This window comes from Devosia equisanguinis (genome assembly GCF_900631955.1).
GTDB lineage: Bacteria > Pseudomonadota > Alphaproteobacteria > Rhizobiales > Devosiaceae > Devosia > Devosia equisanguinis.
The window spans coordinates 211143-232329 of record NZ_UZWD01000023.1 but is presented as its reverse complement, the minus strand read 5'-3'; the positions used below and the strand labels follow the sequence as shown (position 1 = coordinate 232329).

Sequence of the window (21187 nt, the reverse complement as noted above, 5' to 3'; positions counted from 1 at the left end):
CACGCCAAGCTGCGCCATGATGCGAACCGGCTCATTGCGGGTCTCCATCGTCGGCACGGGCAACGAAAATGCTGCCGCTTTGCACAGAATTGGCGGGACCTTCGCCCGATGACGGCGCAGTCCGGGCGTCGTTTTCTTGCGGTTCGGATACCGTTTTGCGCGCATCCAGACCGTGGGCTGTCGGCGTGACGAAGAGCGGAGCTCGTCGCCAAGCGTGCGGATCGGCGGCGGCAACAGCGACGGTCCCCGGTGCGGGTGGCGACAGGTGAGCCCCGCCGATCAATGGCGCGAGCGTGGCGACATAGGCGCGGGTTTCTGCCGGAAGGGGGCGGCCCGCGAGGTATTCCTCATAGCGTCCGGGTCCAGCGTTATAGGCTGCAAGAAAGCCCGGCGATCCGTAGCGATCGTACATTTCGCGCAGATAGGCCGTACCAGCGATGATGTTGTCGCGCGGGTCGAACGGATCGCGTCCAAGGCCATAACGGACGCGCAATTCCGCCCAGGTGGCGAGCATGACCTGCATCAGGCCCATTGCTCCCGCCGATGAGACGGCGCGCGCGTCATCGGCGCTTTCGACGCGGCGCACCGACCTGATCCAGTGTTCGGGAATGCCGAAACGCTGCGAGGCCTCGGTCACGAAGGCGGCGTGAGGATCGTGGGTTGGCTGCGCGATCGACGGAGCGCTCTGCGCCAGTACGTCGAGCGGCGGCGCGGCGGAAACAGACAGGCCGGAAAGGAGGAAGAGGATGATGCACCGGGCAGCGCGAGGCCGCCCGGTTGACATCGGCGATGCGGGGTTGGTGCGAGCGATCCGCATGCGCTATTCCCGTTCGCCGCGCTTCTGAGGGCGGCTCCAGTGCAAAGACCAAGAGGTCGTATCAGCCCCGTTCTGGAACAGGCGGGCACGGATCGGCTGCGCAAAGCTGGGGTCGTCGATCAGCAGTGAGAGATATTCACCAGCCTTTTCGCTGGACTCCGTCCAGGCCGCGCCGATCTCCGGTGCGTTGTCATCCGCGCCGTGGTGGACGCGGTAGCTCGGCGCGTTCTCGACGTCCGAAGGATCGACGGGAACGATGGTGATCTCGCGAAATAGGGTGAGCGTATGAATGCGGCCGGTGAAGCCGGATTCCTCGCGGGTGAATTCGCCGATTTGCGGCATGGCGGTTTCCTTTCAAGATGCGGTGGAGAAGGATTGGGCGAGCACCACGCCCGCCTCAGGCTGGGCGATCACCGCGTTGGCGCCCGCCATTCGAAGCGGCCGTGGCCGTCCTCGTCGGTCCACAAGGGAACCGCGCGGCCGATGACGGCGCTGGCCGGGATCGGGCCGAAATAGCGGCCGTCCAGACTGTCGGGAACGTCCCAGTTCATGAGGAAGATCTCGCCGTCCGCGACGATGCGGCAGCCCTGCCAATCGGGGAGCGGTCGGTCGATGCGGTCGCGTTGGAGTGCCGTTCCCATCGCGACGCCGTCGACACTGATCAGGACGCCGGAGCGGCAGACGGTCTGCCCGGGAAGGCCAAGGACCCTTTTCAGGAGCGGCGTGTCGCGCGGCAGGTATCCGCCATCGGCGAGGAAGCTCGCAATCGGTTCCGGCGCAGCGACGGCGACCAGATCGGTGACTTCGAGCCGCTTTGCAGGTTCGACCGAATAGAAACCGATCGGAGTGCTGGCCGAGGCATTCCAGATGAGTTTGGTGGGGGCGTCGATCCACGTCGTCACGGCGATCGCGCTGGACGCTACGAACGTCGCCATGGCCCATTTGAGGTCGGTCATGGCGCGATCCTCCGACGCTTAAGCCACGCCTGGTGCTGATCGCGCGAGTAGCGGCGTGCGTCCTGGCCGGCGCTCAGTCGGTTGTGTACATGCCGCCAATAGTCTGGCGCGGCTTCGGCCGGATCGAGCGAAAGGGCCTCGATCGCGTCGATGAGCTGCAGCACGCGTTCGACCTTCGGCCAGCTTTCGATCTTGAGCAGGATGTCGCCGCCGGGGCGTACAAAGGGCAGCGTCTGATAGGCTTCGCCGGGCGTGATGGCGCGCACGATATCGATGCGCGAGATGATCGTGCCGAAGTCGTTGGACGCCCACCGGACGAAGGCGAAAGTCGTGCCGGGCCTGAAGAAGAGGACGCGGCGGCGGCGATCAAGGATCGTCTCCTGCACGTCTTGACCGAACCTGATCCAGTATTCGATCTGCTTTTCCACCCATGTCAGCTCGACGTGGGTGAGACGGTCGGTTTGGAAAGACGACGGCATCGAGCCGCCGCGCATGCGGGGGGCCGCGATGCCGGTCATGACGGGTCTCCTGGCGATTGGGGGAATTCGCGCGCGAGCAATTCGCGAAGCATGTCGGCGACGGTGACGCCGCGTTGAAAGGCGGCGATCTTGATGCGACCGCGCACCTCCAGCGTAACGTCGATGGTCAGCCTTGCGGTGAAGCCCGTGCTGGAAGCTGGACCGGGCGACCCCGGTTCAGCGGACTTGATCCAGTCGTCTGGGTCGGAAGGACGGGCGACGAAGCCGCGCCGGGCGCTGGCTTTGGTCATGGCGCCGACCTCCCGACTTCCGCAGTCAGGGCGGCGATCTCGCGCGCGGCCGCGCTATTGTCGTCGGCCTCAAAAACGAGGCGTCCGGACTGCGCCAGGTCGGCGAAGGCGACCCGCTGGCCGATTGTCGCCGACATCAGGGGCGGATCGTGATCGGCCAGTGTCTCGGCGGTCTCGCGGGCGATGACGGTGCGTGCAGCGCAGCGGTTGAGTACGAAGCGGGCGAGGAGTTGCGGCCGATAGATTCGGGCCTCTGCGAGCAGCGCCAGCATTTCGGCCGAGGCCCAGCCATCGAGAGGTGACGGCTGCACAGGGATCAGGACAAGATCGGCGGCGAGCAGCGCCGAACGCATAAGACCTGCAACGCGCGGTGGTCCGTCGATGACGATGTGATCGGCGTCACGCGCGAGCTCGGGCGCCTCGCGATGAAGTGTGTCGCGCGCCAAGCCGATGACGCCGAACAGGCGAGGCAGGCCCTCGCGGGTGCGTTGCTGCGACCAGTCGAGCGCCGATCCCTGCGGGTCGGCATCGATCAGGGTGATGCGCTTGCCTTCACGCGCCCATTGACCGGAAAGATGCAGCGCGAGCGTCGTTTTGCCGACGCCGCCTTTCTGATTGAGAAGCGCGACGATCATTTCGCGCCTCCAGGCTCGTCGCCGAAGGTGCGATGCGCGTGGCCGGAAGAGCGGTCCGTACAGGCGGAGCTACGAAGAGCCTGATCGGTTACATGCGCTTGAAGTGATGGCTTTTTGGCCTGGTTCGGACGCCTTCCGGCGATGTTTTCCACATCGCGCGCGCGCTCTTCAAAGTTAGATTCTTGGTTAGACTCTAAGTTAAGGGCGCGATTTCGCTTTTTGTTTCCAGAGCTTACACCCTGTTTCGGTTCCCGATAGCACGAGCCTCCGGTTCCCGATAGCACGATAGGTCGGGTTCCTGATAGCACGAGGCCGTCCACAGGTTGTCCACAGGCCGCCGATGGTTCGAAAGCAAGCAGCAACCGGCCGCCGACTTCGACCTCAAGGAACAGCGAGTAGCCGGGCAATGGCTGGCGGCGAATGATGTCGCGCAGCTCGAACGCGAAGCGCTTGAATGGCGAAAGACTGCCGGATTTCTGATGCAGGTGGCGGAAGTCGAAGCGCCAGCCATTGCGTTGTTTGCCGCCATGCTTGCGCACAATGCGGTAGAGCCAGCGGTCGAGGCCTCCAGTGAGACCGAAATAGTCCCGGTCGATGGTCAGGACGAGCGCATCGTCGAGAACGGCGCGGTAGAACCAGTCCGGCACGATCAGCTCGATGCCGGCGGGACGCCCCTGGCGATCGGTGCGCTCCTGCCATTCATTGATCCAGGAGAAACGGTGGCGGCGGCCTTCGGCTGCTTGCCGTATCGAGGTTGCGACCGTGGTCGACTGCAGCCGGTCGAGGGCAGCCTTGAGGCGCTGATAATCGCGCATCGATACGCCGCGGCCGATGAAATTGAGGATCTCGTAGGGGGTGGCGGCCATCAGGCGCGAAGTGCGAAGACCTTTGTCGCGCGCTTCGACGATCTGGCTCGCCGCCCAGATGAGGATGTCGGCATCCCAGATTGTGGCCATGCCATGATCGGGAACCGCCTCGACGCGGATGCTCACGTCGCCGGCGACGAAATCGATCGGCGCGGTGCGGTGTGACTTGGAGAGGGAGAAGAACGGATAGGCCATGAGGTCCTGCGCGTCGCGGGGCGCGAAATCGCCAGGGAGCGCGTGGAACAGATCGAGTTGTCCGCGCTCCGGAGATGGGCGATGCCGCGTCGTCATTGAAAAGACCGCGCGGATCAGCGGGCGTGACGGCCGGCATGGGATGCCGGTGCGGGCTCATGGCGTTTCGCGGGCAGCACGCTGCCCCGCGGATCGGAGGTGGACGTCACGGCGCCGCGTTCAGCCCATGCCTCAAGCTCATTGACAGAATAGACGACGCGCCCGCCAAGCTTGCGATAGGCCGGCCCGGTGCCGTAGGTCCGGTGCTTTTCGAGGGTACGGGCCGAGAGACTGAGGAATTCGGCGGCTTCCTTGGTGCGGAGGAAGCGCGGCGGCAGGGTCGCGAGATTGGCGTTCATGGTGGCCTCCGTGGCTTTCGCGGGAGCCGCTGGCGATCAGCGGCGAACGAAGGCCACGGTGGCGAAGAAGAATAGCGAAGGGGGAGTGCGAACTTGGGGGGGTCTAATTCGCACACCTTGCCCTAGTAGCGCAGGTTACGAACGACGGCGGTGGCGAAGAAGCTTGCGGTAACCGCCGTCGATCATCGCGAAGCCGTCCTTGACCAGATCGAGGACAGCGTCCCGGAGCGCGGACGTTTTCCAGGGGTCGCTGGCAACGCGTTCAACGCCGAAAATCGCTTCGGCGATCTCGCGATAGTCGGCATTGTGCAAACGGCCGTCAGCGGCGCGTAGCATGTTTTTGAGACGACGGCGCTGCTGCGCCGTCATCCGGCTGTCCTGTGGAACAGGCAGGCCGTGAAGGCTTCGCCAGAGTCTGATCAGTGACTGGACACGATCCAGGCTGTGGGCGTCGAGCGGAATGATGGCGGCGATGGACTGCGTCGGCTCGAGACCCGCTCTCGCGACAAGGTGCAGGCGACCGCTTCCGGTGAGAACCGATATATGCAGTCCTTCCTCTGAACTGCGGCTGATTTCCGAGCGAATATCCTCGAAAATGCGAGGGCTGACCTGCTCAATTTCCGGGGCGGGTCCGATATGGACTACGCTTGTGTCAGCTTCCGGCGTCCAGAAAACAGGTTGTTCGAGTGCATTCAGGCTGGGCCTGGCGGGGAAATCGGAGACCCCAGCGATCGCCGATCGCTTCGGTCTCAGGCCCGAGTTCGGAGGCCGTGCGGATGGAGTTTGCGTAGTCGCGCTGGTAATCGAGATTGCGCCGAAGGCACTCCCACGCCAGTGCATCCACATCTGCCCGATCGAGATAGTCGTATGTAGTTGATGATCGCCATTCTCTTGTATCGGGCGTCATTTAATCCTCCCCGTTCAGCGAATACGCGTACAGAGCGAATTGATTCCGGGGATTCTATTTCTTGGGAAGGTTGCAAGGCGCAACAGGCGTTGCACTTGAGACAACACGGGATCTAATGAGGCCGGCCGCGCCTGAGCTGCCGGTAGCCCTGCTCGGTCATCCAGTGTGCGCGAGCCAGATGGCTGTCGTGGACGCGGCGAGCGCGGTCCGGCTCAGTCCTTGGACAGATGCCGAAAAGAACCTCGGCCGCTTCCCGCCAGTCTGCTCCATCTGCCTCTGCGTCCAGCAGACGAGCATAGAGTTTGATGTGCTGTCGGTCGTATTCGGTGAGCGACAGCATGGACGGGGCTTCGTCGAGGAAATCAATTGTGGTCATTAGTCGGCACGTGACACTCTGGGATGGCGGTTGCTATTCTGAAGCACCATTACAGCGCGACGATGACAAGCGGGAGGCGGTAGAAGGGTGGGAATTACCGGACTTTGCTGCGTTCGGCTGCTTCGTGCACATCGACAAGCATCACCCCTTCGTTGCGGCCCGATCTGATGAAGGCGATTCCTTCGGCCTCAAGCGCTCTGCGGACCTGGTCGCTGGTGCTTTCATACACTCGCAGTTCAGCGGCCGACTCCATGCGCTTGAGCGCCGTCAGCGAAACCTTGGCCTTGTCAGCGAGCATCTCCTGTGTCCAACCCAGTAATGCGCGCGCGGCCCGTGTTTGTCGGGAAGTGATCATGCATGATCACCTCCCACCGTGCGTCAACGTCACGCCAGAACTACGGCTATTATAGACGGAGTTTGATTGGAAAGCGATCCAGAATCGGTGTTCCTACAGATTTGACGTGGAGTCAGCGGCGGGGGCGATTCGGAAGGTGCTTGGTTCTCTCTCCGCAAGCCAAGGCGCGTAGGAAAGATTGTTCGAAGCTTATCGTGCTGCCGGGAGACGACGACTCATGCCAGGAACGCCAGACAATTAGGAAATCCCGGCGGCTTGCGCCGCCGGGCTCCCGGTATCCCGCTCAGAACGGGATGTCATCGTCGTCGATGAACTTGCCGTCTTCGTTCTGGGTCTGCTTTGCCCGGCTGAGGAAGTCCACCGTCTCGGCGATGATCTCGCAGCCGTAGCGCTCAACGCCCTGCTGATCGGTCCACTTGGTGTAGTGGATGCGGCCGCGAACCAGAACCTTCATGCCCTTCTCGCAATGCTGCTGGATCGTCTTACCGAGGCCGTTGAAGGCGGTGATCCGGTGCCATTCGGTGTCCTGGACGCGATAGCCGTCCTTGTCTCGGACAACCTTGCCTTCCGAGTAGCGGGGGCGCGAGGTGGCCAGCGTGAAGTGGGTGATCGAGGTGCCGCTCTGCGTGTTGCGGGTTTCGGGGTCCTGGCCGATGTTGCCGGCAAGAATGACGATGTTCTGCATTGTAAGTCTCCGTTGCTTCTCGAAGGGACCATCCCTCCGACGAGACCCGGCCAAGGCCGTCGGGAGACGCCAGCAAGTGCCGCCTTGGCGGCACCTCGCCCTTAAGGCCCGGAGTGGAGCGGGCAGCCGCGCTTGCGCGGCAACACGGTCCGGAGCCGCGGGGGTTGCGGTCGGAAACCGAACGGACTTAGGGGATCAGTCAGTCGGAGGGATTGGCGCCTCGGAAAGCTCACACCGGGGACGCACAGCAGAACCGTTCGTCCTTTCCGGCAACGAGGGCGCTACAGGCCCCGATATGAAACCCGCATCAGCAGGGTGTGCGCCGCCGGGATCTCCGTCACGAGCCACAGCACGCCGCCAGTCGGAAGGCGAGCCGGGACCAGGACGAAACGGCTATTGGGCTCCAGGATGTATGGCGTTGTTCCACCCCGTCGGCCGGAGGTGCGATCTAGTGAATTGCAGGGCTGGAGAGCATGAAGGTGTTCGCGGACGCCACGATACGGAGGGGAACGAAGCAGAGAGTGGCGACCTTGCTACGGCAGAGAGCACCGGCCGATGACCGACTTCCACAGCGGGGCCAATCGGAGCGAAGACCCTGGCCGTTACAGCGCCGGTGGCGCCATTCCTCAGAGCAGGATGCCGGAAGCCCAACAGTGCAAACCGGCGCAGATTTTTTTTGTGACGAGCGGCGATTCGCGATCGCATCAGCGAGACAGGACGCCTGTACCGAGCGCATTGAGATTGAGCATCGCCGCTATGCCGATGAAGAGACCGCCGGCGCCGCCGAGCAGGTTCAGCATAATCGTCGAGTCGACGAAGTTCTTCGTGACGCCATGCACGAGCGCATAACCGGCGATCATCGCCGGCACCGCGAATACGGCGAGGGCGATAAGCCGCAAGGCCGGGTTCTTGGCAAAGCCTACGACGGCGATGACCAGCGCCACGGATAGCAGCGCCGCGCCGAGGGCGGCGAGCGCCGACAGCAGGAAGCCGGCCTCCATTCCATAGACATATTGAAAGGCCGTCAGCCCGACCATGAACGGCAAGGCGTAGATGGCAAAGTTGTAGGCGATGACGCAAAGCGCGATCGTCAGGGAGATGGCAAGCAGGATGAGGGTCACGGCAGCCTCCGCATGAACGATTGAGGATCACCACAGGCTGCCGGATAATACGCTCCGCCTGCGACTATGCCAGTTCGCCGTTGCTGCAAATATTCTTCAAGAAAGCCATCAACCTCGTGTTCAGTCAAGTAGAGGCGGCTGGCAGGCCGCCGAGCGGCGGGGGTTTACGCGCCGCCGTCGAACTTCATGACTGGAATGCCGAGCTTGCGCGCCTTATCCGCAAGGTTCTCCTGAATCCCGGTGCCGGGGAAGACCAGGACGCCGACCGGCAGGACATCGAGCATGGCGTCGTTGCGCTTGAAGGGCGCGGCCTTGGCGTGCTTCGTCCAGTCGGGCTTGAAGGCGACCTGCGGCACCTTCCGACTGTCAGCCCAGCGGGAGGCGATCAGTTCGGCGCCCTTCGGCGAGCCGCCGTGCAGGAGCACCATGTCCGTGTGCTTGGCATGAACCTGATCGAGCTTCGTCCAGATCAGGTTGTGATCGTTGAAGTCCGCACCGCCCGTGACGGCGACCCTGGGACCGGCGGGCAGCAGCACCTCGGTCTCGGCCCGGCGCTTAGCGGCGAGGAAATCGCGGCTGTCGATCATTGCCGAGGTGAGGTTGCGATGGTTGACCATCGAACCGCTGCGCGGCCGCCAGGGCGTGCCGGTGTGGTGCTCGAAGGCGTCCGCCGAGAGGTCGCGGAAGAGTTCCATGCTGTTGCGCCGTTCGACCAGGGTCTGTCCCTCCGCCGTGAGGCGTTCGAGTTCGACGCTCTTGACCTCGCTGCCATCCTGTTCCCGCTGGAGGCGGCGCTGCCCCTGCTCGTTGTCGTCGAGTTCGCGTTCGACCCGGTCGGCGGCGCGATGGAAGAGATTGACCGTCGACCAGAGGAGATCGTCGAGATCGGGCTCGAGGCGGGTGTCGCCGAGCGTCGAGACGAGGGCGTCGAAGATGTCTGCGACGGCTGCGGCGACGGTGTTGCCTTCCGGCAGCGGACGCGGATCGGGTTCGTCCTGGAAGGGGCGGTAGCCATAGAGCTGGAGTTCGGTGAGGACGTGATCGGTGGGGGATGAGGTGTGGAACGGCTCGAAGCCTGCGTCATCGTCTTCGTTCATCATCGGGAGCATCCTTCGTCTGGAGACCGCGCCCATCGCGGCCTTCGCAGGCGTCGAAGCTCACGGGCGGGCCGGCCTGGCAGCCCTCGTGCTGCCGCGAGGGCCTTGATGGCCAAGCCGGCTATTTTGCTTCGCGATGCAAAGGCGGGGCTTGCCCCGCCGGCGGAAAATAGCCGACAGCGCAGCGCCATTGCCCGGCTGGCCCGTTTGTGAGCCGATCGCCCCCTCAGAAGGCCGTGGGCGCCCTCTCCGACACGGGAAGGGTGTTCCCGATGATGAGTGGAGACGGCAGGCGGAACCATTCAGAGCTTTGCCCCATCCCCCGCCGATCCTCTCACCCCTCCATGAACCGGCTGACGTCCACGGGATGAAGCTGATCCTTCAGGGCCGCCCGGAGGGCATCGACGCCGCGCCAGCGCAGATCCTCGTTGAAGTCCTCGCGCGCTGGCGACATCGCAACCGCTTCGATCCCGACGCTCGCAGCTCGGGCGATCAGGCTGTCTCTCGCGCCGTCCCCAGCCGGATCACGATCGCGAAGGACATAGAGCCTGCGCAGCGTCGCCGGGAACAGGATGGCGGCGAGGTGTGCGGCCGAGAGCGCCGCCAGCATCGGCATGTGCGGCAGAACCTGACGGGGCGACAGCACGGTCTCGATGCCCTCTCCGGCGACCAGCACATCTCCGGCAACGCCAAAGCGGACGCCGTGTCCGAGAAGGTCTCCCATCGCCCGCCTCGGCGTTTCGACAGGCGCCTTGCCCGAGCCGTCCGGGGCGAGCCAAGTGCGGTGCGCGCCGGTCTGTCGCCCGTCAAGATCGGTGACGGACGCGATCATCGCGGGCCAGATCTCCGTGGGCGATTGCTCGTCGGGCCGGTAATAGCACCGGGGATGGTAGCGCAGTGCGGTGCCGCCGATGAGCGACGTGATTGCCCGCCCGCTGAGGTAGGTCGCCGCGAGCGTGCCGGGGATCGGCTGCGACATGGCGAACAGCCGCCGCGACGCTTCCGGCGAACCGACGGCAATGCCCGATGTCCTGCCGGTCGGCGTCCCTGTCTGTTCCGGCGCGGGATGCGGGAGACTGAGGAAACGGTGCGCTTCCTCGACCACATCCTTGAAATCGACGAGGCCAAGCGCCTCGCGGATGATGTCGAGCAGATCGCCATGGTCGCCGGTGGCGGCGTCGGTCCATTTCCCGGCCGGACCTTTGGGGGTGTCCCTGAGCCGGACATAGAGGGAGCGGCCGGGGCTGTTCTGCGCGTCCCCGACCTGCCAGTAATTGCCTGCCCTCCGACCGGAGGACAGGTATTCGCGGCAGACCGCCTCGGCCTCGCGGCCGAGACGATGCGCCAGTTCCGAGGCGTGACGCGAAGCCATTTATGCGGCCTCCCGTTCGCCGATGCGTTCGACCGGCCAGCGGTCGAAGAGCTTGCCGATGATTACCGGCCCCTGAGCATCCACCGGCACGAAGAAGCGCAGCTTCCACGAGATGATCTCGTGATAGAGGCCATAGGCCGTGAGGCGCTGGCGCATCGTGTCGGTGAAGCCGGTGAGTTCGATGCGCAGCGCGCCCATGACGCGGACCCGGCGAAGCTGAAGGCCCTCGGCGAGATCGAGGATCGTCTTTCCGTCCATAAGGGCGGTGAAGGCATCCTCCGGCGTGATCGACGCGACGCCGGTCGCGGTCGCGTGGGCAACCCAGGCAGGCGAAACGCGGCGGCCGATGATCCGCTCGCCAGCATCGGTCTGGAGCCGATAGACGCGGGTGGATTCGTTCGGCAACCGCTTCCAGATAGGCAACAGGAGACCTGTCACCATATGCAGGGTGCTGTCGGAAAACTCCGGCACCTCGGCAATCTCGGCATTCCAGGCAGAGGCGAAGGCGTCCCGGTCGGCTTCGACCCAATGGGTCTCGGGCATGGTCTTGACCGGGATGTTGTGCGCTTCCATCGGCCGGATCAGCCGGACACGGCGCTCGATCTCGCCATCGTCCAGCATGACGCTGGTGGTCGGAACCTGCACGGCGGCGCGGCCCGACCGCTCGTTGACCAACAGGACCGCGCGCGGATCGTCCAGGTTGCCTATGGCCTCCGCCAGCGTGACCGGATGGTTGCGCTTGCGCTCGGTGATGGTCAGCAGGCGGGTCTGGGCGCCGGTGCGCGGGTGCGTATAGATCGTCTGGCGGTCGGTGACGACAAAGCTCTCCGCTCGCAGCGTCTCCAGCCCGGCGTCATAGGTGCCCGACGCGATGGCGCCCTCGATGCGCGCCGTCAGAAGTTGCTCGAAGGCGGTGAACAGCACGCCCTGAAGCTCAATCGTCAAGGCCAGCAGCCGGTTCAGGAAGGTCGTGATGGCTGGGAGGTCATCCTTGATGCCGTTGGAGTCCATCAGCTTCAAGCCGGTGGCGCTCTCAAAGCGGTCGAGCGAGCATCCCTCGACCTTACCGCGCACCAGCAGGAGATAGAGCTGGCGCAGCGCGTCGCGTGCGTAATGGGACTCCAGGTTATCTTCCGGTCTGAACAGTCCCTGACCGCCGGTCTGTCGCTGGCCGCGCGTGATCGCGCCCAGGGTGTCGAGACGGCGGGCGATGGTCGAGAGGAAGCGCTTTTCGGCTTTGACGTTCGTGGTGATCGGCCGGAACAGGGGCGCTTGCTTCTGGTTGGTCCGGTGCGTTCGGCCAAGCCCCTGGATCGCAGTATCGGCCTTCCATCCGGCTTCGAGCAGGTAATGGACGCGCAACCGCGTGTTCCGGGCCGACAGTTCGGCATGATAGCTGCGGCCTGTGCCGCCGGCGTCGGAGAACACCAGAACCTGCTTGCCGTCGTCCATGAACGCTTGGGTTTCGGCCAGGTTGGCCGAAGCTGCGCGGTTTTCGACGACAAGGCGATCAACAGTGACGCCCTTGCCAGCCTTGCGGATGATGCGCCGCGACCGGCCCGTCACTTCAGCCACGGTATCGGTGCCGAAATGCTGGATGAGCTGGTCCAGCGCACCGGGGACCGGCGGCAGGCTGGCGAGCTTTGCGATCAGCTCGTCGCGGCGGGCGACCGCTTCACGGCTTTCGACGGGCTGGCCGTCGCGCATGACGGGCCTCGACGACATATTGCCCTCCGAGTCGGTGAACGGCTCGTAGAGCTGCACCGGGAAAGAATGGGCAAGGTAGTCCAGGACATATTCCCTCGGGGTGATGTCCACGCGGACGTCGTTCCATTCCTCGGTCGGCAGCTCGGCCAGCCGGCGTTCCATAAGCGCCTCGCCGGTCGAGACGATCTGGATGACGGCCGAATGGCCCGCCTCCAGATCGGGTGCGATGGAGCGGAGCAGCGTCGGGGTTTTCATGCTGGTCAGGAGGTGGCCGAAAAACCGCTGCTTGGCCGACTCGAAGGCCGAGCGCGCGGCGGATTTCGCCTGCCGATTCAGGGTGCCGGTGCTGCCGGTGATATTGGCCGCTTCCATCGCCGCATCCAGATTGTTGTGAATGATGGCGAAGGCCCCGGCATAGGCATCGTAGATGCGGGTCTGTTCCGGGGTCAGCTCATGCTCGACCAGCTCGTATTCGACGCCGGCGAAGGACAGCGACCGGGCGGTGTAGAGGCCGAGGGCGCGCATGTCGCGGGCCAGAACCTCCATCGCCGCGACGCCGCCGCCCTCGATGGCCTCGACGAATTCGGCCCGCGTGGCGAACGGGAAATCCTCGCCGCCCCAAAGGCCAAGGCGCTGGGCATAGGCGAGGTTGTGGACCGTAGTGGCGCCGGTCGCGGAGACATAGACGATGCGGGCATCCGGCAGGGCGTGCTGGAGGCGAAGCCCGGCTCGGCCCTGCTGGCTGGCGGCGACATCGCCCCGTTCTCCCTTGCCGCCTGCGGCGTTCTGCATCGAATGCGCCTCGTCGAAGATGATCACTCCATCGAAATCCTCGCCCAACCATTCGACGATCTGCTTGACGCGGGAAACCCTATCGCCGCGGTCGTCGGAGCGTAGCGTGGCATAGGTCGTGAAAAGGATGCCTTCGGGCAGCGTCACGGGCTTGCCCTGCGGGAAGCGCGACAGCGGCGTAACCAGGAGGCGCTCCATGCCGAGCGCAGACCAGTCGCGTTGTGCGTCTTCCAGCAATTTGTCGGATTTGGAGATCCAGACGGCCTTCCGGCGGCCCTGCATCCAGTTGTCGAGGATGATGGCGGCGGATTCCCGACCCTTGCCGACGCCGGTGCCGTCACCGACGAAGAAGCCTTGCCGGAAGCGGACGGCGTTCTTGGCGTCCTCGGCCGCCGCGCTGACCACATCGCAGGTCTCGTCGACGGTCCAGGCCCCGGCGAGATGGTCGGCATGGGCCTGGCCGGCATAGATGACGGTCTCAAGCTGCGCGTCGGACAGAAGACCGAGAATGGTCTTCGGCAGATGCGGCCGGTAGTTGGGCTTCGGCGGGGCGACGCTCGCCATCGCCGCCGACTGGACGAGCTGGGTTGGATGAGGCTGGGCGCCGGGAATACGGATGACCTGAAGCGCGTATTCCTCATAGATGGCATCGGTGATGTGGCCGCCCTCGGCCGGCTGCCAATCGACGATCTCATAGTCGAGCGGTGCGGCTTCCGGTTCGGTCTGCGGCGCCGGGCGGGCGGCTTTCGCCGTGGCGGCGATATAGCCGCGCACGGTGCGAGGCGTAGGCGCTGCGGCAACCGGAACAACGACTGAAGGATCGACAAGCTGACGCGCGGGCAGGCTCGCGCCGATCCAGACCATCAGGGTGGCGGCATCCGGTGCGGCGCCGGGAGAGGTCGGGAAGACTGCCGGATCGTCGGCGGGCAGCTTGTCGATGACGGTGATCCGGGTATCGATCGTCGTGCCATGCTTGGCATAGACAGAACCATCGACTGCGGCGGAGAAGACCACGCGACCGCGCTCCTGCAGCCGGACGAAGGCCGGGGTCCAGGCAGGATTATCGGGGGCGAAGCTCGCGCCGGTGATCGTCACCAGCCGCCCGCCGGGCGCAAGGCGCGCAAGCGCCGAAGCGACGTGGCGGAAGGCGGCATCGGCGACGCGGCCCTGGACATTCGCCAGCGCCGAGAACGGCGGGTTCATCAGCACCACGGACGGGACCAGGGCGGGATCGAGGTGATCGTCGATCTGCGCCGCGTCGAAACGCGCGACGGACAAGGCGGGAAAGAGGGAAGTAAGAAGACCGGCGCGCATTTCGGCCAGCTCGTTGAGGACGAGCGCGCCGCCAGCGATCTCGGCCAGGATGGCGAGCAGTCCGGTCCCGGCCGAGGGTTCCAGAACCCGGTCGGCGGGCGTGATGGCGGCCGCGGTCGCCGCTGCCAGCCCCAGCGGGATCGGGGTGGAGAATTGCTGGAAGGTCTGCGCCTCCTCCGAGCGGCGTGTATGGGTCGGCAGCAGCCCGGCGATCCGCGTCAGCAGCGGCAGGCTATCGGCTGGCGAACCGGCTTTACGGAAAAGCGCCTTTCCGTACTTGCGCAGGAACAGGACGATCGCGGCCTCGCAGGCGTCATAGGCGGTTTTCCAGTCCCAGGCGCCAGCGGTATCGGACGCGCCGAAGGCGGTTTCCATCGCGCTGCGAAGCGTGGCGGCGTCGATGCGCTGGCCGCGCTCGAGGTGAGGCAGAAGAAGACCTGCCGCCGAAAAGACGGACGTGGCGGCATGGCTGTCGGGGACAAGCGGAAGCGGCCCGGCGACCGATGCCGCCGCAGATGCGGAAATCATGTTCATGGAGGAGACCTCGGGAGAGTAGGACAGGATTGAGCCGCGCAGCGCTCTCTCTCGACCGCACAGGCTCAAACCCGTCCCGGCCTCCTCTGACTCTCGAAAGGTGGGCCGTGGCTGGCATGCAAAAAGCGCCCTGCCGAATGGCAGGACGCTTGCCTGGTTCAGCCGAAGCGACGGCCCGTTGCCGTGAACGTGTATTCGTTGGTGGCGATGACCTCATCGACGGCCTCGTCCGAGGTGAGATATTCGTGTTCACGTTCGAGCTGCCGATAGAGCCAACGGGCCAGGTCGCGTAGCGCATCGGCCACGGCGTCTTCCGCATCGGCCGTCATATCCTGATAGGTTGGACTGTCGCGCTCGACCGAGACCGTCATGCAGTATTCGTGGTAGTAGTGACCGCGATGGCTCGCCTCGGCGCGAAGCTGGTAGAAATTACGCCGCTGGACCGCCTGAAGTGCATCGGCGATGCGGTGCAGTGCGGCGTCTTGCGGCGCGTGTTCCCTGATCCGGCGCGGGGCGTTTTTCCGGTAGGAATAGAAGGTCTCGAAGCAGGCGCCGTCGCCCTGGCTCCAGAACCCCCGAAACCAGATGCAGGGCTTCTGCCGGGAGCCGACGCCGTTGAGCCGCATGCTGCGGGTTTTCAGCCGAAGGCCGAGGATTTCCGCGATCTGTTGGAAATCCTCGTAAACGGCATCATACCAGTCGTAGTCGAAGCCGCCTTCGCGATACCAATCGCGGGCCTTCTCCTTGGCGGCGTCAGCAAGCTCGTCGAGCTGATAGACCGTGGTTTCGATGACCTTACTCATCTGAGCCGCCTCCATCGAGAACCTGGGCGAGCCAGCCATCGGTGTAGGTCCATGCCACCGTCTCGCCGGTGGCGAGGTCGAGGACATGAGCGCCGCCGCCGAAACCGTCGAGGCGTGGCCGCGAGCAGGTGTTGGCGTATTGGAAGCCCCAGAGACCACTGAGGCGGAACTCGGTCGCGCAGATCTTCACGAACCGGAGCAGACGCTCGGGATCGCCTGTCTGGTCATCGCGCATCCAGAGCCGGGCACCCCCGTGCTCCGGCTGGATCGATAGGAGAAACCCCTCGGACGGCGGTTCGTCGGAAGCGCCTTCCTCCGAAAGCTTGTTGTAGAGGTCAAGCGCTCGGGCGGCATTATCGGGCGTGCCGACGTCAAGCAGGCACGAGAAATGGGTAAAGTAGTTGGCCATGTCAGGCTCCTGAAACGAGAAAGCCCGGCGCGATGGCCGGGCGAGGTTCAAGGGATGGACGCGGTGCGGAAGCGTCAGAGGCGGAACTGCGCCACAAGCCGCTGGGCATCGGCATGGTGGCGCAGCATGTCGCGATAGAACCGCTTTCGCGCGCCCCGCAGTGCGGGATCTCGCCGGGCCGATAAAGCCAGCTTGCAGCGCGCGGCGCGGATTACGGCGCGCTGGCTGTCCCAGACCAGGATGTCGAGGCGCAGGTAGGTCGCATACATCGCCACCACCTAGACGTTGATGCGTTCGCACAGAGCGTCGATACGAGTCGGATCGAGGCCGGTATGCGCGCCGTCATTGGTGACGATGTTTTCGAGCGCAGGTTCGAGATCGCCGCGCCCAAGGGCGAGCTGGAGGAGGCGCAGCCCCGCCAGCAAGGCGTCGCGCTCCTGGGCGGTGACGCCGATGGTCAGGAAGGCCTCTACGGCTTCACCGTCTTCGAGGAGGCGAACGCCGCTATGCTCGTCGATCTCGTAATCGTCGAACTCCTGCACATAGCCGGTGGGGAGCCATGCGCCTTCGTAATGAACGCTCCGGACGAGACTTCGCGCCTCTTCGGGCGTGTCGGCCTCTAGGACGGTTTCGTAATAGACGAAGGCGTCGTGGCCTTTGCTGACGACGAATTTCGGCATGGGAAAACTCCATAGGTGAGAACCCGGCGAAGCGAAGCGCCGGGTCGGATGGGTGGAAATCGGGGGATGGGATCAGGCGGCCTGAGGCAGCCGGAGCAGATCGGCGGCGGCCTCGCGCCAGAAGGGGTCGACCAGGCGTGCTTCGAGCAGGCCGGCCTGGTGGCGATGATTGCGGGCCGCACGCTGCTCGCCCCGGCCGGAGGCGGCGAAAGCCAGTCCGCGCAGGCGGCTGGCTTCGGTCACGATCCGGCGGGCCTCGCCGTCGCTGGCGACGGGCTGTTGCCAGAGAATGATCCCAGCGCGGATTTCGCCGGCCAGAACCAGATTCTGATCGTTGTCCTGGATGACGGCGAAGCGTGGATGAAAGCGCAGCGTCTTATCTTGTCTCACGCCAATGCCGCCGCGCCTGACCGAAACGGCCGCGAAGCTGGTGGCGTTCTCCAGCGACGGGCGGTCGCCGAGAAAGACGCTGCGGTCGAAGCTGTCGGCCTCGTCGGTGCCGACATAGCGGGCCGTGCCGATGCAGGTGATGCGCAGCGGCAGCTTCGCGGCAAGGCGCAGCCGGGGCAGGATCTGATGCGCGAGGATGTCGCCGATCGGGGCGAAGGTGGTTTGAGGTGCAAGGGCCATCGCAGGATGCTCCAGGACGGGCGCCGGGAGCTCTCTCTCCGGCAACCAACCCGTCACGGAAAACCCGTCCGCACTCTCACTCTCCCTTGCCGGGGCATGAGCCGGTGCCGCTGCCGGCGATGAGCGGTAGCGCAGCGCTGAAGGCCCGGACGCGATCTTGCGCTCCGAGCCGTCGGGGTGAGGCGCTGTCGCGCCTCAGCCGAAGGGATCAAGTTCCAGCCTGACCATTTCTTCGTCGCCATCGAATTCGTTGGCGGGCATGGCGCCGTGAGTGCCGTCCCCGGCCTGGAAGACGATGATCGAAACCATCAGCGTGGTGGCTAGGCTTGCGGCGAAAGCGGTGGCATCTGCATAGGACATGGTTCCGGCTCCTGTCTTGGGAGGCGGGGGACCATCCCCCGCGCGACAGGCGCCCGAAGTGTCTGACCGGCTCTGCAATCACCCTCGGGCGTTCGGACCTTTTCCGAATCCCCGAGGGCGGCACGCGCGCGTAAGCCGACCCCTTGCGGGTTGATTGATAAGGAGACGGATCGGACCAAGGTTTGCGAATGGAAGCGGGATGGTGTCCGGCATCAGACAGCAGCCGGATCATCAATCTAAAGGGATGCCATTGCCCCGCACTTCCCGCCTAATGGTGAAGCGAAGATGTTTGAGGGTCTGAGCTGTCCGGGCACGAGCTTGGCCCGCTATGGCGTTGCATGGCGCCGAGGTCCACCGGTCGAATTGATGAGAATACTATGAGCGGCCGGTTGCGTCAGGATGGAATTCATACGCGCTCGAAGCTTTGATGCGGCCTCTTGTTGAGGTGAAACCATGAGCAGAAATGCACTTTTGCGGGCAACGATGAAGACGAAAGAGAGCAGCCGATCATCCTGGCGTATGGCGATGACGGTTATCGGAGCGGCCTTCGGGATTTGGACGAAGCCCGACACACCGAACCAACAAGGCGATCGACGCTCATGATGAGTGGCTATTTGACGGGTAAGTCCGCCAATATCGGTGGCGAGCGACGGCGTTATACGGTCATTGAGAAGCCCGATGGGTGGTGCGTAAGCCTGAACGGGATGACAACAGGGGCGTTTCCAAACCGGGCCGCGGCTGCAACGGTGGCGAGGAGCCTCCAGCACCAAGCCGATAACCTCAATCACGTCTACGAGCGGAAATCCCACTGAGAGGGGAACCGGCTACCGCCATTTGACGGCCGGCTGGTAGATAAATGTCGGAGGTGGGAGTTCCCTGAAAATGAAAAAAGGTCCGACGACGGATCGCCGGGCCTTGAAGCTGAAAATGAAGACGGCGGGGCGGCTTCGACCGCCCGCCGGGGTTTGGCGTCATTCCGCGGCGATCATCGCTGGCGCCTCGGCTTCCGGGTCTTCGGCGGTTTCCTCGTCCTCGTCCTCACCGGCAAGGAAGGCTGGGAGCGCCGTCTCGGCCTCGCCTTCCGAGGTATCGGACGTGGTCGGCTCGTCATGGTCGATCAGGCGCAGCGGCTCCGGTAGCCAGCCACTGTCGGCCAGCAGGCGTTCGGCCTCCTTGGCCATGTCGCCCTTCTTCAAGTGGTCGATGAGCTGGGCCGCGCGTTCGCCCGCGCCTTCGCGGACGGCCGCAAGAATGCGGGGCTTGGTGACGCGGCCGAGATAGTTCTCGACCGTGGGTCGGAAGCCGACGTCCACCATGTCGAGGCCGGTGGCGCGGGCCAGTCGATCGGCCTCTGCCATACGCCGGTCGAGACCCGACTGCGACACGCCGCTGCCGCTGTAGGGATTGGGCCGTTCATAGAGGGCGTTGATCCCATAGCTGACGCAATGCGCGAGCAGCGCCATGCGGCTGGCGTCGTCGAGCACGGCGAGCCAGTCCCACAGCGCATCCTCATCGGCTGGTAGGTCAGCCTTCCAGTCCTCATGCCGCTGGATGACGGACTTGGCATAGGCCGTCTCGGCGAGATCCTTGCCCTGTTCGCGGAAGAAGACGTGATTGACGGACGCCTGCAGGCTGGCGCCGGAGGTGGCCGTCCGCTGGAAGGTGTCGCGCACGAGCTTGTGCAGCAAGGCGGTAAACGCGACCTGGGGATTGGCGCCCACGGCATCGCGGAGCGCCAGGGTGCGGTGCGCAGTCAGCTCGGTAACGAGCCGTTCGGGCAGCGGCTTGATGACGTCTTCCTCGTCGTCATCCTCCGGTTCGGCCGACTGGCCGCCGATGGTGATGACGGCGCGCTGAACGGTGCCGGATGCCGCGACTTCGGTACCGGTGGCTTCGGCCTCGCCGTCGGGGTCCTCGACGCCGACCGGCGTCTCGTCCTCCGGGCGCACATAGCCGCGATCGACGACGGGCGCGCCATTGCGGTCGACGCTGATGAAGACGCCGCCACGCGCGATGTCGGCCGGATCGTAGATGACCGGGCGCTTCTCGAAGGCTTCGAGCGCCGTCTCGATCTCGCCGAGACGCTGGTCGATCTCGTCCGGCAGCTCATCGGCTTCCGAGTATTCAGCCTCGATCCGTTCGTATTCCTCACGCAGGGCTTCTCGGGCCGCGCGCTCGTCATCGTTCAGATCGACGAGGGTGAAGTCGAGCGCCCGCAGCCCCTGATCGAAGCCATAGGGCAGATCGGTATCGACGGTGATCCACTTCCAGCCCTCGGCGGCGATTTCCTCGGCGAGGGTCTTGAGCTGCTCCGCGACCAGGCGGTCGAGAAGCGCGGGGTCCTGAAGCCAGCCGCCTCCATCGGTCTGGAAGAGATCGCGCAGCACGCTGCCGCCCGCCTGCTCATAGGTTTCGATGCCGATGAACAGGGCGCGCTTGTCGGTGGCCGGCACCGTGGTTTCAGTGAGCAACTGGCGGATATACCAGGGCTGGCGATTGTGGGAGGTCTGGACCGTCTCCCAGACCTGCTCCTGGCGGGCATGGTCGGGATTGACGGTGAAGGCCATCAGCTCTTCGAGCTTCATGCCGTCCTCGGCATAGATGTCGAGGAGCGTGGGCGAGACAGAGGCCAGACGCAGGCGCTGCTTCACCACCTGCGCGGTCGTGAAGAAGGCCGCAGCGATCTCCTCCTCGCTCATGCCCTTGCGGCGCATGTCATAGAAGGCTCGGAACTGATCGAGAGGATGCAGCGGCACGCGCTGGGTGTTTTCGGCGAGGCTGTCGTCCTCGGCGAGAATCGACGTGGAGGGATCACGCACGACGCAGGGCACAGGCGCGGTCCTGGCGAGACGCTTCTGCTTCACGAGGATGGCGAGCGCCTGATAGCGGCGACCGCCGGCGGGAACTTCATACATGTCGGTCTCATCGCCCCTGGCGTCGAGGACCGGGCGGACATTGAGGCTCTGGAGGAGCGTGCCTCGGCGGGCGATGTCCTCGGCCAGTTCCTCGACCGAGACGCCGGCCTTGACGCGTCGGACATTCGATTGGCTGAGCACGAGCTTGTTGAAGGGGATGTCGCGGGAAGGCGACAGGATGATTTTCTGGGCGGCAGTAGCCATCGTGGTAGTCTCCGCGACGGGCGCCGAGAGCCTCTCTCTCGACCCGAACCCGTCACGAAAATCCCCACCTCCCTCTCACTCTGCTGGTCGGACCCTGTCGTCTGGCCAGGGGCGAGAACGGAACGGCGATGTTCAGGACTGTCTTCCTGTGCCATAGGGATTGCATCGCCTGCGGCTTGAACACCGCATCGATCGCATCAAGCGTTTGAACACTGGGTCACCGACTATGTCGGGCGGCCCACGGAATAGAATACCCATCAGCGTCGGGCTTGCCCGGCGTGGGAAATACGTGG

The 21187-nt window shown here is 64.7% G+C and carries 24 protein-coding genes; all 24 read right to left on the bottom strand.

What is annotated here, in order from left to right; translation table 11 throughout:
• Positions 1 to 31: 31 nt before the first annotated feature.
• The 24 genes from DEVEQU_RS08945 to DEVEQU_RS08830 all read right to left on the bottom strand — a co-directional run bounded on the left by DEVEQU_RS08945 (position 32) and on the right by DEVEQU_RS08830 (position 20894).
• Entirely contained in the window at positions 32 to 817 is a 786-nt protein-coding gene (locus DEVEQU_RS08945) for a lytic transglycosylase domain-containing protein (protein ID WP_126150222.1), read from the bottom strand.
• 3 nt (positions 818 to 820) lie between these two features.
• Positions 821 to 1159: a DUF736 domain-containing protein gene (locus DEVEQU_RS08940; protein WP_003167733.1), complete on the bottom strand. Its 339-nt coding sequence runs from the start codon at positions 1157 to 1159 to the stop codon at positions 821 to 823.
• Positions 1160 to 1227: 68 nt separating this feature from the next.
• The gene (locus DEVEQU_RS08935; protein WP_428981333.1) at positions 1228 to 1752 is read right to left on the bottom strand and encodes a S26 family signal peptidase; all 525 of its coding nucleotides are present in this window, start codon (positions 1750 to 1752) and stop codon (positions 1228 to 1230) included.
• A gap of 17 nt (positions 1753 to 1769) precedes the next feature.
• Positions 1770 to 2291: a DUF2840 domain-containing protein gene (locus tag DEVEQU_RS08930; RefSeq protein ID WP_126150221.1), complete on the bottom strand. Its 522-nt coding sequence runs from the start codon at positions 2289 to 2291 to the stop codon at positions 1770 to 1772.
• On the bottom strand, positions 2288 to 2542 hold the full coding sequence (locus tag DEVEQU_RS08925; protein ID WP_126150220.1) for a hypothetical protein: 255 nt from the start codon (positions 2540 to 2542) through the stop codon (positions 2288 to 2290). The genes DEVEQU_RS08930 and DEVEQU_RS08925 overlap by 4 nt, the downstream gene beginning before the upstream one ends.
• The gene (parA, locus tag DEVEQU_RS08920; protein ID WP_126150219.1) at positions 2539 to 3177 is read right to left on the bottom strand and encodes a ParA family partition ATPase; all 639 of its coding nucleotides are present in this window, start codon (positions 3175 to 3177) and stop codon (positions 2539 to 2541) included. Before parA ends, DEVEQU_RS08925 begins: the two co-directional genes overlap by 4 nt.
• Positions 3174 to 4334: a replication initiator protein A gene (locus tag DEVEQU_RS08915; protein WP_029371818.1), complete on the bottom strand. Its 1161-nt coding sequence runs from the start codon at positions 4332 to 4334 to the stop codon at positions 3174 to 3176. The genes parA and DEVEQU_RS08915 overlap by 4 nt, the downstream gene beginning before the upstream one ends.
• Before the next feature lie 17 nt (positions 4335 to 4351).
• Positions 4352 to 4633, bottom strand: a complete 282-nt coding sequence (locus DEVEQU_RS08910; protein WP_003167739.1) for a helix-turn-helix transcriptional regulator — start codon at positions 4631 to 4633, stop codon at positions 4352 to 4354.
• A 135-nt stretch (positions 4634 to 4768) separates the two neighbouring features.
• Positions 4769 to 5095, bottom strand: coding sequence for a DUF2285 domain-containing protein (locus DEVEQU_RS08905; protein WP_083825826.1), 327 nt, complete (start codon positions 5093 to 5095; stop codon positions 4769 to 4771).
• A 190-nt stretch (positions 5096 to 5285) separates the two neighbouring features.
• Positions 5286 to 5540, bottom strand: a complete 255-nt coding sequence (locus DEVEQU_RS20115) for a transcriptional regulator domain-containing protein (protein WP_126150218.1) — start codon at positions 5538 to 5540, stop codon at positions 5286 to 5288.
• Positions 5541 to 5652: 112 nt separating this feature from the next.
• Positions 5653 to 5916 carry a DNA -binding domain-containing protein gene (locus DEVEQU_RS08895; RefSeq protein ID WP_206437813.1) on the bottom strand — a complete coding sequence of 88 codons (264 nt, stop codon included), beginning with the start codon at positions 5914 to 5916 and terminating at the stop codon, positions 5653 to 5655.
• Between the two features lie 94 nt (positions 5917 to 6010).
• Positions 6011 to 6271 (bottom strand): helix-turn-helix domain-containing protein, encoded by a 261-nt coding sequence (locus DEVEQU_RS08890; RefSeq protein WP_126150217.1) that lies wholly within the window; start codon positions 6269 to 6271, stop codon positions 6011 to 6013.
• 283 nt (positions 6272 to 6554) lie between these two features.
• Positions 6555 to 6956 carry a single-stranded DNA-binding protein gene (locus DEVEQU_RS08885; protein ID WP_003167746.1) on the bottom strand — a complete coding sequence of 134 codons (402 nt, stop codon included), beginning with the start codon at positions 6954 to 6956 and terminating at the stop codon, positions 6555 to 6557.
• A gap of 704 nt (positions 6957 to 7660) precedes the next feature.
• A complete protein-coding gene (locus DEVEQU_RS08875; protein ID WP_010395074.1) occupies positions 7661 to 8077 on the bottom strand; it encodes a hypothetical protein in 417 nt (138 codons plus the stop codon).
• A gap of 164 nt (positions 8078 to 8241) precedes the next feature.
• Positions 8242 to 9174 (bottom strand): DUF2493 domain-containing protein, encoded by a 933-nt coding sequence (locus tag DEVEQU_RS08870; RefSeq protein ID WP_010395073.1) that lies wholly within the window; start codon positions 9172 to 9174, stop codon positions 8242 to 8244.
• Positions 9175 to 9508: 334 nt separating this feature from the next.
• Positions 9509 to 10546 carry a DUF7146 domain-containing protein gene (locus DEVEQU_RS08865; protein WP_126150216.1) on the bottom strand — a complete coding sequence of 346 codons (1038 nt, stop codon included), beginning with the start codon at positions 10544 to 10546 and terminating at the stop codon, positions 9509 to 9511.
• Positions 10547 to 14893, bottom strand: coding sequence for a bifunctional class I SAM-dependent methyltransferase/DEAD/DEAH box helicase (locus DEVEQU_RS08860; RefSeq protein ID WP_126150215.1), 4347 nt, complete (start codon positions 14891 to 14893; stop codon positions 10547 to 10549). It abuts the gene before it with no gap.
• A 158-nt stretch (positions 14894 to 15051) separates the two neighbouring features.
• Positions 15052 to 15696 carry an antitoxin of toxin-antitoxin stability system gene (locus tag DEVEQU_RS08855; protein WP_126150214.1) on the bottom strand — a complete coding sequence of 215 codons (645 nt, stop codon included), beginning with the start codon at positions 15694 to 15696 and terminating at the stop codon, positions 15052 to 15054.
• A complete protein-coding gene (locus tag DEVEQU_RS08850; RefSeq protein WP_003167753.1) occupies positions 15689 to 16105 on the bottom strand; it encodes a hypothetical protein in 417 nt (138 codons plus the stop codon). Before DEVEQU_RS08850 ends, DEVEQU_RS08855 begins: the two co-directional genes overlap by 8 nt.
• A 74-nt stretch (positions 16106 to 16179) precedes the next feature.
• On the bottom strand, positions 16180 to 16374 hold the full coding sequence (locus tag DEVEQU_RS08845; RefSeq protein ID WP_035284207.1) for a hypothetical protein: 195 nt from the start codon (positions 16372 to 16374) through the stop codon (positions 16180 to 16182).
• Positions 16375 to 16383: 9 nt separating this feature from the next.
• Entirely contained in the window at positions 16384 to 16785 is a 402-nt protein-coding gene (locus tag DEVEQU_RS08840) for a hypothetical protein (protein WP_010398883.1), read from the bottom strand.
• A 72-nt stretch (positions 16786 to 16857) separates the two neighbouring features.
• Positions 16858 to 17415, bottom strand: a complete 558-nt coding sequence (locus DEVEQU_RS08835; protein WP_010398881.1) for a hypothetical protein — start codon at positions 17413 to 17415, stop codon at positions 16858 to 16860.
• Positions 17416 to 17610: 195 nt separating this feature from the next.
• Positions 17611 to 17775: a hypothetical protein gene (locus DEVEQU_RS19880; protein WP_010398879.1), complete on the bottom strand. Its 165-nt coding sequence runs from the start codon at positions 17773 to 17775 to the stop codon at positions 17611 to 17613.
• A 971-nt stretch (positions 17776 to 18746) separates the two neighbouring features.
• The gene (locus tag DEVEQU_RS08830; RefSeq protein ID WP_126150213.1) at positions 18747 to 20894 is read right to left on the bottom strand and encodes a ParB/RepB/Spo0J family partition protein; all 2148 of its coding nucleotides are present in this window, start codon (positions 20892 to 20894) and stop codon (positions 18747 to 18749) included.
• Between the last annotated feature and the right edge of the window lie 293 nt (positions 20895 to 21187).